This is a genomic window from Pseudomonas sp. PH1b (assembly GCF_000633395.1).
Lineage (GTDB): Bacteria > Pseudomonadota > Gammaproteobacteria > Pseudomonadales > Pseudomonadaceae > Aquipseudomonas.
On record NZ_AYMU01000052.1, the window covers coordinates 1 to 15,902 of the forward strand.

At 55.8% G+C, this 15,902-nt stretch carries 12 protein-coding genes and 1 tRNA gene; all 13 read right to left on the minus strand.

What is annotated here, in order from left to right; translation table 11 throughout:
• Window positions 1–474: GTP-binding protein (locus tag U873_RS0133305; RefSeq protein WP_025132365.1), on the minus strand; the 474-nt coding region annotated here is incomplete at its 3' end.
• A gap of 34 nt (window positions 475–508) precedes the next feature.
• Window positions 509–2,656, minus strand: a complete 2,148-nt coding sequence (fusA, locus tag U873_RS0133310; RefSeq protein WP_025132366.1) for an elongation factor G — start codon at window positions 2,654–2,656, stop codon at window positions 509–511.
• Window positions 2,657–2,686: 30 nt separating this feature from the next.
• A complete protein-coding gene (rpsG, locus tag U873_RS0133315; RefSeq protein ID WP_007925959.1) occupies window positions 2,687–3,157 on the minus strand; it encodes a 30S ribosomal protein S7 in 471 nt (156 codons plus the stop codon).
• A gap of 111 nt (window positions 3,158–3,268) precedes the next feature.
• Window positions 3,269–3,640, minus strand: a complete 372-nt coding sequence (rpsL, locus tag U873_RS0133320; protein ID WP_003186084.1) for a 30S ribosomal protein S12 — start codon at window positions 3,638–3,640, stop codon at window positions 3,269–3,271.
• 201 nt (window positions 3,641–3,841) lie between these two features.
• The gene (rpoC, locus tag U873_RS0133325; protein ID WP_025132367.1) at window positions 3,842–8,041 is read right to left on the minus strand and encodes a DNA-directed RNA polymerase subunit beta'; all 4,200 of its coding nucleotides are present in this window, start codon (window positions 8,039–8,041) and stop codon (window positions 3,842–3,844) included.
• A gap of 64 nt (window positions 8,042–8,105) precedes the next feature.
• Window positions 8,106–12,179 (minus strand): DNA-directed RNA polymerase subunit beta, encoded by a 4,074-nt coding sequence (gene rpoB, locus U873_RS0133330; protein ID WP_025132368.1) that lies wholly within the window; start codon window positions 12,177–12,179, stop codon window positions 8,106–8,108.
• A gap of 221 nt (window positions 12,180–12,400) precedes the next feature.
• Window positions 12,401–12,766, minus strand: coding sequence for a 50S ribosomal protein L7/L12 (gene rplL / locus U873_RS0133335; protein ID WP_011063780.1), 366 nt, complete (start codon window positions 12,764–12,766; stop codon window positions 12,401–12,403).
• 80 nt (window positions 12,767–12,846) lie between these two features.
• Entirely contained in the window at window positions 12,847–13,347 is a 501-nt protein-coding gene (rplJ, locus tag U873_RS0133340) for a 50S ribosomal protein L10 (RefSeq protein WP_025132369.1), read from the minus strand.
• A 198-nt stretch (window positions 13,348–13,545) separates the two neighbouring features.
• Window positions 13,546–14,241, minus strand: a complete 696-nt coding sequence (rplA, locus tag U873_RS0133345; RefSeq protein WP_025132370.1) for a 50S ribosomal protein L1 — start codon at window positions 14,239–14,241, stop codon at window positions 13,546–13,548.
• Window positions 14,241–14,672, minus strand: a complete 432-nt coding sequence (rplK, locus tag U873_RS0133350; RefSeq protein WP_003176435.1) for a 50S ribosomal protein L11 — start codon at window positions 14,670–14,672, stop codon at window positions 14,241–14,243. The genes rplA and rplK overlap by 1 nt, the downstream gene beginning before the upstream one ends.
• Window positions 14,673–14,790: 118 nt before the next feature.
• Window positions 14,791–15,324, minus strand: coding sequence for a transcription termination/antitermination protein NusG (nusG, locus tag U873_RS0133355; RefSeq protein ID WP_002555501.1), 534 nt, complete (start codon window positions 15,322–15,324; stop codon window positions 14,791–14,793).
• Window positions 15,325–15,333: 9 nt separating this feature from the next.
• On the minus strand, window positions 15,334–15,702 hold the full coding sequence (secE, locus tag U873_RS0133360; protein ID WP_016968680.1) for a preprotein translocase subunit SecE: 369 nt from the start codon (window positions 15,700–15,702) through the stop codon (window positions 15,334–15,336).
• A 45-nt stretch (window positions 15,703–15,747) separates the two neighbouring features.
• Window positions 15,748–15,823, minus strand: a tRNA-Trp gene (locus U873_RS0133365).
• Between the last annotated feature and the right edge of the window lie 79 nt (window positions 15,824–15,902).

The window sequence follows — 15,902 nt, forward strand, 5'->3', positions numbered from 1 at the left end:
CAGCAGATCGCGCACTTCCATCTCAACCAGCTCCAGCAGCTCAGCGTCGTCAACCATGTCAGCCTTGTTCAGGAAGACAACGATGTACGGAACACCTACCTGACGGGACAGCAGGATGTGCTCACGAGTTTGTGGCATCGGACCATCAGCGGCCGAGCAAACCAGGATCGCGCCGTCCATCTGCGCAGCACCGGTGATCATGTTTTTTACGTAGTCGGCGTGACCTGGGCAGTCAACGTGCGCGTAGTGACGCACAGCCGAATCGTATTCAACGTGAGAGGTGTTGATGGTGATACCACGAGCCTTCTCTTCCGGGGCGCTGTCGATCTTGTCGAAGTCAACCTTGGCCGAACCGAAAACCTCGGAGCAAACACGGGTCAGAGCAGCAGTCAGAGTGGTTTTACCGTGGTCAACGTGACCAATGGTGCCAACGTTGACGTGCGGTTTGTTACGTTCAAATTTTTCTTTAGCCACGACAATTAACTCCTAGCCTAAAGGGGAGACTGAATCAGCCTTGTTTTTTAACGAGAGCTTCGACGATGTTCGACGGAGCTTCGGCGTATTTGGAGAATTCCATGGAGTAGCTCGCGCGACCCTGAGACATGGAACGAACGTCGGTTGCATAACCGAACATTTCACCCAGCGGCACTTCAGCACGGATAACCTTGCCGGACACCGAGTCATCCATACCCTGAATCAGACCACGACGACGGTTCAGGTCACCCATCACGTCACCCATGTAGTCCTCTGGGGTTACCACTTCAACCTTCATGATCGGCTCGAGCACAACACCGCCGCCCTTCTGGGCCAGCTGCTTGGTCGCCATGGAGGCCGCCACCTTGAACGCCATCTCGTTGGAGTCGACGTCGTGGTAGGAACCATCGAACACGGTAGCCTTCAGGCCGATAAGCGGATAGCCGGCAACGACGCCGTTCTTCATCTGCTCTTCGATACCCTTCTGGATAGCCGGGATGTATTCCTTAGGAACCACACCACCAACAACTTCGTTGGTGAAGACCAGACCTTCGGTGATGTTGCCGTTCGCATCGACGTCCGGCTCCGAGAAACGGATCCAGCAGTGACCGAACTGACCGCGACCGCCGGACTGACGAACGAACTTGCCTTCGATCTCGACGTTGCTCTTGCTGATCTTCTCGCGGTACGAAACCTGCGGCTTGCCGATGTTGGCTTCGACGTTGAACTCGCGCTTCATGCGGTCAACGAGGATGTCCAAGTGCAGCTCACCCATACCGGAGATGATGGTCTGACCAGTCTCTTCGTCGGTCTTGACGCGGAAAGACGGGTCTTCCTGGGCCAGCTTGCCCAGTGCGATACCCATCTTTTCCTGGTCCTGCTTGGTTTTCGGCTCTACCGCTACCGAAATCACAGGCTCAGGGAAGTCCATACGCTCAAGGATGATCTGCTTGTCGAGATCGCACAGAGTGTCACCAGTGGTGACGTCCTTCATGCCGATCAGGGCAGCGATGTCGCCTGCACGTACTTCCTTGATCTCTTCACGCTGGTTGGCGTGCATCTGCACCATACGACCAACGCGCTCTTTCTTGCCCTTGACCGAGTTGATCACGGAGTCGCCCGAGCTCAGGAAGCCCGAGTAAACGCGCACGAAAGTCAGAGTACCAACGAACGGGTCAGTAGCGATCTTGAATGCCAGAGCCGAGAACGGTTCCGAATCGTCAGCATGACGCTCGTCGTAATCCGCTTCTACCAGCTCTTCCTTCGGCTTCTCGATGAGATCCGGGTGGATACCTTTGATCGCAGGGATCTCGGTAGGAGCAGGCAGGAAGTCGATAACGGCGTCGAGAACCAGGGGAACACCCTTGTTCTTGAACGAAGAACCGCAGACAGCCGGAACGATCTCGCTAGCCAGGGTGCGCGCACGCAGGCCGGCCTTGATCTCTTCGACGGTCAGGTCACCTTCTTCAAGGTACTTGTTCATCAGCTCTTCGTTGGCTTCAGCAGCAGCTTCAACCATGTTGGAGCGCCACTCGTTAGCCAGGTCCAGCATATCGGCAGGAATTTCTTCCTCGCGATAGGTAGTACCCTTGTCGTCGTCGTTCCAGTAGATAGCCTTCATCTTGATCAGATCAACCTGACCTTCGAAGTTATCTTCAGCGCCGATAGCCAGCTGAACCGGAACCGGGGTGTGACCCAGGCGGTTTTTGATCTGGCCAACAACGCGCAGGAAGTTAGCACCGGCACGGTCCATCTTGTTCACGTAAACAACACGTGGAACGCCGTATTTGTTGGCTTGACGCCATACGGTTTCAGACTGAGGCTCAACACCGGAAGTACCGCAAAACACAACGACCGCGCCGTCGAGTACACGCAGCGAACGCTCTACTTCAATAGTGAAGTCAACGTGGCCTGGGGTATCGATAACGTTTACACGATAGTTATCGTATTGGCCGCGCGAACCTTTCCAGAAGGTAGTTACAGCAGCGGAGGTAATGGTGATACCCCGCTCCTGCTCCTGCACCATCCAGTCGGTGGTAGCAGCACCGTCATGCACCTCACCCATCTTGTGGCTGAGACCTGTGTAGAACAGGATCCGCTCGGTAGTGGTAGTCTTGCCCGCGTCAACGTGGGCACAGATACCGATGTTACGGTAGCGGTTGATTGCTGTAGTACGAGCCATAAAGCCCTCGCAAATTGAATGATGCCGATATTAGAAGCGGTAGTGCGAGAAAGCCTTGTTGGCTTCAGCCATACGGTGTACGTCTTCACGCTTCTTAACTGCAGCACCTTTGCCTTCGGCAGCGTCCAGCAGTTCGCCAGCCAAACGCAGAGCCATAGACTTCTCACCGCGCTTGCGCGCGAAGTCTACCAACCAGCGCATTGCCAGAGCGTTACGACGGGACGGACGAACTTCGACCGGAACCTGGTAAGTAGCACCGCCTACACGGCGCGACTTCACTTCGACCAGCGGAGCGATGGCGTCGAGAGCTTTCTCGAAGATTTCCAGGGGATCGCTGTTCTTGCGCTCTTTAACTTTTTCCAGCGCGCCATAAACGATACGTTCGGCAACGGCTTTCTTGCCGCTTTCCATTACGTGGTTCATGAACTTGGCGAGGATCTGGCTTCCGTATTTCGGATCGTCCAGAATCTCACGTTTGGCTGCTACGCGACGTCTTGGCATTGATAAGCCCTCAAACGGTCTTCAGGTTAGCTCGGGACAGTTGATCCAATGGACGCGTGCCCGACCTTACTCTTATCGACTCAATATAATTAAAAACTGCAAAACGTCCGATTACTTCGGACGCTTGGTACCGTACTTCGAACGACCTTGGTTACGACCTTTAACGCCGGAGGTATCCAGGGAGCCGCGAACGGTGTGGTAACGAACACCTGGCAAGTCTTTTACACGGCCGCCACGAATCAGTACGACGCTGTGCTCTTGCAGGTTGTGGCCTTCACCGCCGATGTACGAGGAAACCTCGAAACCGTTGGTCAGACGCACACGGCATACTTTACGCAGTGCCGAGTTAGGTTTTTTCGGCGTAGTGGTATACACGCGAGTGCATACGCCACGACGTTGCGGGCAGTTCTGCAGCGCAGGTACGTCGGATTTCTCGACGATACGCTTACGCGGCTGACGTACCAGCTGGTTGATAGTTGCCATCTACTAGCTCCACTGTTGTCTTTCGACATAAACAAAATGGCAGAGCAGGAGCTCCACCAAATTTAGGGGTACAAGAGTCTAAAGAGGATCTTGGCCCCAGTCAAGACAAGGCCCCGGCCTCTCCGATCAGTGAACCTCGACAAAAAGTGTCTTGATTCTCAATCGAAAAAACCAGGGCCTCATCCCAATCTACTGCAGACCTCAGTTACCGCTGGAATTCAGCGCTTCAGTCAGTGCTGCTTCGACTTCGCTTGCGCTTACGCGCAGCGGCTTGTCTGCATCACGACGACGCTTACGCTCGCTGTGGTAAGCCAGGCCAGTACCGGCCGGGATCAGACGACCCACGACCACGTTTTCCTTCAGGCCGCGCAGGTAGTCGCGCTTGCCAGTCACCGCCGCCTCGGTCAGTACACGAGTGGTCTCTTGGAAAGAGGCCGCCGAGATGAACGATTCGGTGGACAAGGATGCCTTGGTGATACCCAGCAGTACGCGGGTGAACTTGGCGATGAACTTGTCTTCGGTGCTCAGGCGTTCGTTTTCTACCAGTACGTGAGTCAGTTCCATCTGGTCGCCCTTGATGAAGCTGGAGTCGCCGGACTCGGCAATCTCAACTTTACGCAGCATCTGACGCAGGATGGTCTCGATGTGCTTGTCGTTGATCTTCACGCCCTGCAGGCGGTAAACGTCCTGGATCTCGTTAACGATGTACTTGGCCAGCGCACTCACACCCAGCAGACGCAGGATGTCGTGCGGATCGCTTGGACCATCGGAGATAACTTCGCCGCGGTTCACTTGTTCGCCTTCGAAGACGTTCAGGTGACGCCACTTCGGAATCAGCTCTTCATACGGATCGCTACCGTCGTTCGGGGTGATGACCAGGCGACGCTTGCCCTTGGTCTCTTTACCGAACGCGATGGTGCCGCTGACTTCAGCCAGAATCGATGCTTCCTTAGGACGACGAGCTTCGAACAAGTCGGCAACACGCGGCAGACCACCGGTGATGTCACGGGTCTTCGAAGTTTCCTGCGGGATACGAGCGATAACATCACCGATCGCAATCTTCGCACCATCCGCTACACCGACCAGGGCGTTGGCTGGCAGGAAGTACTGAGCGATTACGTCAGTGCCTGGCAGCAACAGATCCTTGCCGTTGTCATCGACCATCTTCACGGCAGGACGGATGTCTTTACCGGCAGCTGGACGATCTTTAGCGTCGAGGACTTCAATGTTGGTCATACCGGTCAATTCGTCAGTCTGACGCTTGATCGTGATGCCTTCTTCCATGCCCACGTAGGTCACGGTACCTTTCATTTCGGTAACGATTGGGTGAGTGTGCGGATCCCACTTGGCGACGATTGCGCCAGCGTCGACCTTGTCACCCTCTTTAACCGAAATAACAGCACCGTATGGCAGCTTGTAACGCTCACGCTCACGACCGAAATCATCAGCGATCGCCAGTTCACCGGAACGGGAAACGGCAACCAGGTGACCGTCAATACGCTCTACGTGCTTCAGGTTATGCAGACGGACGGTACCGCCATTCTTCACCTGAACGCTGTCGGCTGCCGAAGTCCGGCTTGCCGCACCACCGATGTGGAACGTACGCATGGTCAGCTGGGTACCCGGCTCACCGATGGACTGGGCAGCGATAACGCCGACCGCTTCACCGATGTTCACCTGGTGACCACGAGCCAGGTCACGGCCGTAGCACTTGGCGCAGATGCCATAGCGAGTTTCGCAGCTGATCGGCGAACGCACGATCACTTCGTCGATGCTGTTGAGCTCGATGAACTCAACCCACTTCTCGTCTACCAGGGTGCCGGCAGGAACGATGACGTCCTCGGTACCTGGCTTGAATACGTCACGGGCGATAACACGACCCAATACGCGCTCACCCAGTGGCTCTACAACGTCACCGCCTTCAATGTGCGGAGTCATCAGCAGGCCGTGTTCGGTGCCGCAATCGATCTCGGTTACAACCAGATCCTGCGCAACGTCTACCAGACGACGAGTCAGGTAACCGGAGTTCGCAGTTTTCAACGCGGTATCCGCAAGACCCTTACGAGCACCGTGAGTCGAGATGAAGTACTGGAGTACGCTCAGACCTTCACGGAAGTTCGCAGTAATCGGCGTTTCGATGATGGAGCCGTCCGGCTTGGCCATCAGGCCACGCATACCGGCCAGCTGACGGATCTGTGCTGCGGAACCCCGCGCACCCGAGTCAGCCATCATGTACATCGAGTTGAACGATTCTTGCTCGACTTCGTCGCCATGGCGGTCGATGACTTTCTCTTTCGAGAGGTTGGCCATCATCGCCTTGGACACTTCGTCGTTGGCCTTCGACCAAAGGTCGATCACTTTGTTGTACTTCTCGCCCTGGGTTACCAGGCCGGAGGCGTACTGGCTCTCGATCTCTTTCACTTCGTCGGTGGCAGCACCGATGATGCGGGCCTTTTCATCCGGGATAACGAAGTCGTTAACACCGATGGAAACACCAGAGATGGTCGAGTAAGCGAAACCGGTGTACATCAACTGGTCAGCGAAGATCACGGTCTCTTTCAGACCCACCACGCGGTAGCACTGGTTGATCAGCTTGGAGATCGCCTTCTTCTTCATCGGCAGGTTGACGACGTCGAACGACAGACCCTTCGGCACAACCTGGAACAGCAGTGCACGGCCGACAGTGGTGTCGACGATACGGGTGGCGCTCACGCTGCCGCCATCACGATCATTGACGGTTTCGCTGATGCGAACCTTGATCTTGGCGTGCAGAGCCGCTTCGCCGGCGCGGAATACGCGGTCGACTTCCTGCAGATCGGCGAACACACGACCTTCGCCCTTGGCGTTGATCGCTTCACGAGTCATGTAGTACAGACCCAATACAACGTCCTGCGACGGAACGATGATTGGCTCACCGTTGGCTGGCGACAGAATGTTGTTGGTCGACATCATCAACGCACGCGCTTCCAGCTGGGCTTCCAGCGTCAGCGGCACGTGCACGGCCATTTGGTCGCCGTCGAAGTCGGCGTTGTACGCGGCACAGACCAGAGGGTGCAGCTGGATAGCCTTACCTTCGATCAGTACTGGTTCAAACGCCTGGATGCCCAGACGGTGAAGGGTCGGTGCACGGTTGAGGAGCACTGGGTGTTCGCGAATTACTTCAGCAAGAACGTCCCAAACCTCTGGCAGCTCGCGCTCGACCATCTTCTTCGCGGCTTTGATGGTGGTGGCCAGGCCACGCATTTCCAACTTGCCGAAAATGAACGGTTTGAACAGCTCGAGAGCCATCTTCTTCGGCAGACCGCACTGGTGCAGACGCAGGGTCGGACCTACGGTAATTACCGAACGACCGGAGTAGTCAACACGCTTACCGAGCAAGTTCTGACGGAAACGACCTTGCTTACCCTTGATCATGTCAGCCAGGGATTTCAGAGGACGCTTGTTGGAACCGGTGATAGCACGGCCACGACGACCGTTGTCGAGCAGTGCGTCGACAGCTTCCTGCAACATACGCTTTTCGTTGCGCACGATGATGTCCGGAGCGGACAGATCCAGCAGGCGCTTCAAACGGTTGTTACGGTTGATCACTCGACGATACAGATCGTTGAGGTCGGAAGTCGCGAAGCGACCGCCATCCAGCGGGACCAGTGGACGCAGATCTGGCGGCAGAACCGGCAGAACGGTCAGCACCATCCACTCTGGCAGGTTGCCGGAACCCTGGAAGGCTTCCATCAACTTCAGACGCTTGGACAGCTTCTTGATCTTGGTTTCCGAGTTGGTTTGCGGAATCTCTTCGCGCAGACGGCCAATCTCGTGTTCCAGGTCGATAGCGTGCAGCAGTTCGCGGACAGCCTCGGCACCCATGCGGGCGTCGAAGTCGTCACCGAACTCTTCCAGCGCTTCGAAGTACTGCTCGTCGTTCAGCAACTGCCCCTTTTCCAGGGTGGTCATGCCTGGATCGATAACGACATAGCTCTCGAAGTAGAGAACGCGTTCGATATCACGCAGGGTCATGTCCATCAGCAGGCCGATACGGGACGGCAGCGATTTCAGGAACCAGATGTGGGCAACCGGCGAAGCCAGCTCGATGTGCGCCATGCGCTCACGACGAACCTTGGCCAGTGCAACTTCAACGCCGCACTTCTCGCAGATCACGCCGCGATGCTTCAAGCGCTTGTACTTACCGCACAGGCACTCGTAATCCTTTACCGGGCCAAAGATCTTGGCGCAGAACAGGCCGTCACGCTCAGGCTTGAACGTACGGTAGTTGATGGTTTCCGGCTTTTTAACTTCACCGAACGACCACGAACGGATCATCTCAGGCGAGGCCAATCCAATACGGATGGCGTCGAACTCTTCGACTTGACCCTGGTTTTTCAGCAAATTCAGTAGGTCTTTCAAGGCCTTTCCTCCTGGCGGAGCAGAGAGCGGGCAATCCTGCCCCGCTCTCGATTCGCGTCACGTGTTATTCGGTTTCCAGATCGATATCGATGCCGAGGGAACGAATTTCTTTGATCAACACGTTGAAGGACTCGGGCATGCCCGGCTCCATACGGTGATCGCCGTCCACGATGTTTTTGTACATCTTGGTACGACCGTTCACATCGTCCGACTTCACTGTGAGCATTTCTTGCAGAGTGTATGCAGCACCGTATGCTTCCAGTGCCCAGACCTCCATCTCCCCGAAACGCTGACCACCGAACTGCGCCTTACCACCCAGCGGCTGCTGGGTAACCAGGCTGTACGAACCGGTAGAACGAGCGTGCATCTTGTCGTCTACCAAGTGGTTCAGTTTCAGCATGTACATGTAGCCAACGGTAACTGGACGCTCGAACTTGTTGCCGGTACGGCCGTCGGTCAGCTGCATCTGGCCGCTTTCTGGCAGGTCCGCCAGTTTCAGCATGGCCTTGATTTCGCTTTCCTTGGCACCGTCGAACACCGGGGTGGCCATCGGTACGCCGCCACGCAGGTTTTTCGCCAGATCCAGGATCTCCTGGTCGGAGAAGCTGTCCAGGTCTTCGTTGCGACCGCCGATCTGGTTGTAGATCTCGTCCAGGAAGGTGCGCAGTTCCGCGACCTTGCGCTGCTCTTCAACCATACGGTTGATCTTCTCGCCCAAACCTTTGGCTGCAAGGCCCAGGTGAGTTTCGAGAATCTGACCAACGTTCATACGCGAAGGTACGCCCAGCGGGTTGAGGACCACGTCGACCGGGGTGCCATTGGCATCGTGCGGCATGTCTTCAACCGGCATGATCACGGAGACCACACCCTTGTTACCGTGACGACCGGCCATCTTGTCGCCCGGCTGGATGCGACGACGGATTGCCAGGTAGACCTTGACGATTTTCAGCACGCCTGGAGCCAGGTCATCGCCCTGCTGCAGTTTGCGCTTCTTGTCTTCGAACTTGTCGTCCAGCAGACGGCGGCGATCAACGATGTAGGCCTGGGCCTTCTCGAGCTGCTCGTTCAGAGCGTCTTCAGCCATGCGCAGTTTGAACCACTGGCCGTGCTCAAGACCGTCGAGAACTTCGTCGGTGATCTCCTGACCTTTCTTCAAACCGGCGCCGCCTTCGGCTTTGTGGCCGACCAGAGCGGAACGCAGACGTTCGAAAGTAGCGCCTTCAACGATGCGGAACTCTTCGTTCAGGTCCTTGCGGATCTCGTCGAGCTGGCTCTTCTCGATCGACAGGGCACGAGCGTCACGCTCTACACCGTCACGAGTGAAGACCTGTACGTCGATGACAGTACCCTTGGTACCGGTAGGTACACGCAGGGAGGTGTCTTTAACATCACTGGCTTTCTCACCGAAGATTGCACGCAGCAGTTTTTCTTCCGGAGTCAGCTGGGTCTCGCCTTTCGGAGTGACTTTACCAACCAGGATGTCGCCTGCGCCTACTTCAGCACCTACGTAAACGATACCGGCTTCGTCCAGCTTGTTCAGTGCAGCTTCACCCACGTTCGGGATGTCCGCAGTGATTTCCTCTGGGCCAAGCTTGGTGTCACGGGCCACACAGGTCAGTTCCTGGATGTGGATCGTGGTGAAGCGGTCTTCCTGAACCACACGCTCGGACAGGCAGATGGAGTCTTCGAAGTTGAAGCCGTTCCACGCCATGAACGCGATGCGCATGTTCTGACCCAGAGCCAGCTCACCCATGTCGGTGGACGGACCGTCGGCCATGATGTCGCTGCGCTGAACCCGATCACCCTTGCTCACCAGCGGACGCTGGTTGATGCAGGTGTTCTGGTTGGAGCGGGTGTACTTGGTCAGGTTGTAGATGTCGACACCGGCTTCGCCAGTTTCAACTTCGTCATCAGCAACACGAACCACGATACGGCTGGCATCAACCGAGTCGATCACGCCGCCACGACGAGCCACGACGCAAACGCCGGAGTCACGGGCAACGTTGCGCTCCATGCCGGTACCTACCAGCGGCTTGTCAGCACGCAGGGTTGGTACAGCTTGACGCTGCATGTTGGAACCCATCAACGCACGGTTGGCGTCGTCGTGCTCGAGGAACGGAATCAACGACGCAGCAACCGAAACTACCTGCTTCGGCGACACGTCCATCAAGGTGACGTCTTCTGGCGCCTTGACGGTGAATTCGTTCAAGTGACGAACAGCTACCAGCTCATCGATCAGCTGACCTTTGTCGTTCATGGTCGCCGAAGCCTGGGCGATCACGTGATCGGCCTCTTCGATAGCGGACAGGAACACGATCTCGTCAGTTACCAGCGCGTCTTTCACCACACGGTACGGGCTTTCGAGGAAGCCGTACTGGTTGGTGCGGGCATAGGCAGCCAAGGAGTTGATCAGACCAATGTTCGGACCTTCCGGCGTTTCAATCGGGCATACACGACCGTAGTGAGTCGGGTGTACGTCACGAACTTCAAAGCCTGCACGCTCACGAGTCAGACCGCCCGGACCGAGTGCAGACACACGACGCTTGTGGGTAATCTCGGACAGCGGGTTGTTCTGGTCCATGAACTGCGACAGCTGGCTGGAACCGAAGAACTCTTTCACTGCCGCAGCTACTGGCTTGGCATTGATCAGGTCTTGCGGCATCAGGCCTTCGCTTTCAGCCATCGACAGACGCTCTTTGACCGCGCGCTCTACACGCACCAGGCCAACGCGGAACTGGTTCTCGGCCATTTCGCCTACGCAGCGAACACGACGGTTACCCAGGTGGTCGATGTCGTCGACGATGCCTTTACCGTTACGGATGTCGACCAGAGTCTTCAGTACAGCAACGATGTCTTCCTTGCACAGCACGCCCGAACCTTCGATCTCGGTACGACCGATACGACGGTTGAACTTCATCCGGCCAACGGCGGACAGGTCATAGCGCTCAGGGCTGAAGAACAGGTTGTTGAACAGCGTCTCGGCAGCGTCCTTGGTTGGTGGCTCGCCAGGACGCATCATGCGATAGATCTCGACCAGCGCTTCCAATTGGTTGCTGGTGGAGTCGATCTTCAGAGTGTCGGAAACGAACGGACCGCAGTCGATGTCGTTGGTGTACAGCGTTTCGATGCGAACGACCTGAGCCTTGGCGATCTTGGCCAGGATCTCGGTATTCAGCTCGGTGTTGCACTCAGCCAGGATCTCGCCGGTAGCCGGGTGCACGATGGCCTTGGCAGTGGTGCGACCCAGGACATAGTCCAGAGGTACGTCCAGCTCTTTGATGCCGGCTTTTTCCAGCTGGTTGATATGGCGAGCGGTGATACGACGACCCTGCTCGACAATAACCTTGCCCTTGTCATCCTGGATGTCCAGGACCGCGATTTCACCGCGCAGGCGCTGAGGCACCAACTCCAGGCTCAGGACTTCGCCCTTCACGTGGAAAACGTTGGTGGTGTAGAAAGCGTCCAGCACTTCTTCAGTGGTGTAGCCCAGCGCGCGCAGCAGAACCGAGGCAGGCAGCTTGCGACGACGGTCGATACGGACAAACACGCAGTCTTTCGGATCGAACTCGAAGTCCAACCACGAACCGCGGTAAGGAATGATCCGCGCGGAGTACAGCAGCTTACCGGAGCTGTGCGTCTTGCCACGGTCGTGGTCGAAGAATACGCCAGGGGAACGGTGCAACTGGGAAACGATTACACGCTCGGTACCGTTGATTACGAAGGTACCGTTCTCAGTCATCAGGGGGATTTCACCCATGTAGACTTCTTGCTCTTTGATGTCCTTGATCGCTTTGTTCGACGATTCTTTGTCGAAAATGATCAGGCGCACTTTTACCCGCAAAGGTACGGCGTAAGTCACGCCACGCAACACGCATTCTTTAACATCAAACGCCGGTTCGCCCAGGCGATAACCGACATACTCCAACGCAGCATTGCCGGAGTAGCTGATGATCGGGAAAACGGATTTGAAGGCCGCATGCAGGCCCACGTCGCGGAACTGATCTTTAGTCGCTCCCGCTTGCAAGAATTCACGATACGAATCCAGCTGGATGGCCAGGAGGTAAGGCACATCCATGACGTCCGGCAACTTGCTAAAGTCCTTGCGGATACGTTTTTTCTCAGTATATGAGTAAGCCATCAGCGTTCCCCAGCTTGGTCACCTGCTTATTCGGCCCCTCCCGACGGGAGCAGCCAGAAAATCGTGCAAACCCTTTGGTTTGCGCCACCCCTGTGGGTGGGTTACAGCACGTTAAAGGCACCGACCCAGTCGGTCGCCAATAACGGAAAAAGGCCGGTGGCAAAAGCCACCAGCCATCAGCCGTTCGCTTAACGCTTGGGCTGGAGACACAAAGTCGATGCTTACTTCAGCTCGACTTTAGCGCCTGCTTCTTCCAGAGCTGCTTTGGCTTTGTCAGCTGCTTCTTTGGCAACAGCTTCCAGAACCATGGCAGGAGCGCCGTCAACTACAGCCTTGGCTTCTTTCAGGCCCAGACCGGTCAGTTCACGTACAGCCTTGATCACGTTAACTTTCTTCTCGCCAGCTTCGGTCAGCATGACGTTGAATTCAGTTTGCTCTTCAACAACAGCGGCAGCAGCAGCTGGGCCGGCAGCGGCAACAGCAGCGGTAACGCCGAAGGTTTCTTCCATTGCCTTGATCAGCTCAACAACTTCCAGAACGGTTTTCTGGCCGATTGCTTCGATGATTTGCTCGTTAGTCAGAGACATGACTATAAATTCCTGTATTGGGGTGACAGCCTACGCAGCCATCAAATTAAACGTATGATTTTGAAAGGGCTTGCGGTGCCTTAGGCAGCAGCAGCTTCTTTCTGGTCGCGAATAGCCGCCAGAGTACGAGCCAGCTTGCTGGTAGCGCCTTGAATCACGCTCATCAGCTTCGCAATGGCTTCGTCGCGAGTTGGCAGCGAAGCCAACACGTCGATCTCGTTTGCTGCGAGGTACTTGCCCTCGAACGCAGCTGCCTTGATCTCGAACTTGTCCTGACCCTTTGCGAACTCTTTGAAAATACGAGCAGCAGCGCCCGGATGTTCCTTGGAGAATGCAATCAGGGTAGGGCCGACGAACGCGTCGTTGAGCACATCATATTGAGTGCCTTCAACTGCGCGCTTGAGCAGAGTGTTACGTACGACACGCACGTAAACACCAGCTTCGCGGGCCTCTTTACGGAGTCCGGTCATAGCGCCTACTGTCACACCACGGGCATCAGCCACGACAGCGGACAGAGCAGCTTTGGCAGCCTCGTTGACTTCAGCGACGATGGCCTTCTTGTCTTCGAGTTTAATTGCCACGGGTTTAACTCCTGCTTGTTACCGTTTCATCCAACCTGGGCTGGATGTCGTTTTGGTGTCTGATTCGGTAAGGAACCGGGAGCACCATCTGCGTAGGCTTGAGGTTTAAGACTTGCGTCGCCTACGGTCTTGGATAGCCCCCGCCAGGCAGGGACCCCAATCTTTCAACTGACGCAATTGATTGCGTCAGCTTGTGTCTTATACGTCCAGCGAACCTTGGTCGATGACCAGACCTGGGCCCATAGTGGTGCTCAGGGTAACGCGCTTGACGTAGATACCTTTCGAAGAAGCTGGCTTGATACGCTTCAGATCAGCGATCAGGGCTTCAACGTTTTCCTTCAGCTTGACGGCGTCGAAACCGACCTTGCCAACGGAAGTGTGGATGATGCCGTTTTTGTCGGTGCGGTAGCGAACCTGACCAGCCTTGGCGTTCTTAACGGCCGTAGCTACGTCTGGAGTCACGGTACCAACCTTCGGGTTAGGCATCAGGCCACGAGGACCCAGAACCTGACCCAACTGACCTACAACGCGCATTGCATCCGGGGAAGCAATAACTACGTCGTAGTTCAGGTCGCCGCCTTTCATTTCGGCAGCCAGATCGTCCATGCCTACACGGTCCGCACCGGCAGCCAGAGCAGCTTCGGCTGCTGGACCCTGGGTGAACACAGCAACACGTACAGTCTTGCCAGTGCCGTGTGGCAGCACAGTAGCGCTACGAACAACCTGGTCAGATTTACGTGGGTCTACGCCCAGGTTCACAGCAACGTCCACGGACTCACTGAACTTAACGGTCGACAGCTCGGTCAGGAGAGCGGCGGCGTCTACAAAGTTGTAGGCCTTGCCTGCTTCAATCTTGCCGGCGATAGCCTTTTGGCGCTTGGTCAGCTTAGCCATTACACACCCTCCACGTTAAGGCCCATGCTACGAGCAGAACCGGCGATAGTACGCACGGCTGCATCCATATCAGCTGCAGTCAGATCCGCGTTTTTGGTTTTCGCGATTTCTTCCAGCTGAGCACGGGTAACAGTGCCAACCTTAACGGTGTTCGGGCGAGCAGAACCGCTAGTCAGACCAGCAGCCTTCTTCAGCAGAACCGAAGCAGGGGTGCTTTTAGTTTCGAAAGTGAAGCTGCGGTCACTGTAGACAGTGATGATCACAGGAGTCGGCAGGCCCGGCTCAAGACCCTGAGTACGGGCGTTGAAAGCCTTGCAGAATTCCATGATGTTCACGCCGTGCTGACCCAGAGCTGGACCAACGGGCGGGCTTGGATTGGCCTGAGCGGCCTTAACTTGCAGCTTGATGTAAGCAGTAATTTTCTTAGCCATGAGGCACTCCAATTACGGGTTCAGACGCCTAAAAAGGCTCCCCGGTTACTTGCGCGTTTATCCCGGTGACGAAAAAACCCCACAGCCTAAGGCTGCGGGGTATGGGATTCTCGTTCAGTTATGCCTTCTCGACCTGACTGAACTCTAGCTCTACCGGAGTAGAGCGACCGAAAATGAGCACCGCCACTTGGATTCGGCTCTTTTCGTAGTTAACTTCTTCAACAGTACCGTTAAAGTCAGCGAATGGGCCGTCAGTAACACGAACCACTTCGCCCGGCTCAAACAGAGTCTTGGGCTTGGGCTTGTCGCTGCCATCGGCAACGCGACGCAGAATGGCTTCTGCCTCTTTATCAGTGATAGGAGCCGGCTTGTCAGCAGTACCACCAATGAAACCCATGACACGAGGAGTGTCCTTGACCAAGTGCCAAGTACCCTCATTCATGTCCATCTGAACCAGCACATAGCCTGGAAAGAACTTACGCTCGCTCTTGCGCTTCTGGCCATTGCGCATCTCAACCACTTCTTCAGTGGGGACCAGAATCTCGCCGAAGCCATCTTCCATGCCAGCCAGCTTTACACGCTCGATCAACGAACGCATTACATGCTTCTCGTAACCCGAGTAAGCATGCACAACGTACCAACGCTTAGCCACGGGACACCCTTAGCCAACAATCAAGGAAACAAGCCAGCCGAGCAGGGAATCTAGCCCCCACAACAGCAACGCCATAACCAGGACCACAGCCACTACAATCAGAGTGGTCTGCGTGGTTTCTTGGCGAGTTGGCCATACGACTTTACGAATCTCAGTGCGCGCTTCCTTAACCAGCACGAAGAACGACTTGCCCTTGGCCGTTTGCAAGCCGACGAAGGCAGCAACAGCAGCAATGGCAAGCAACGCCAACACGCGGTACAGGATCGGCGAAGCAGAATAGTACTGATTGCCAACAACACCAACAATCACCAAAGCAACCACAACGAGCCACTTGAGCAGATCGAAGCGAGAGCCTTGAGCTTCAGCCTTAGGAGTCATCTATGGAGATCCTGTGAAAAGAAAGCCAGACACATTGAGTGAATCTGGCAGGTCAGGAGGGAATCGAACCCCCAACCTACGGTTTTGGAGACCGTCGCTCTGCCAATTGAGCTACTGACCTAAAAACAAAATCAGGCCGACCATTATGTCGGCCCGATGGAGATATTTCAAGAACTTATTCGATAACTTTGGCTACGACG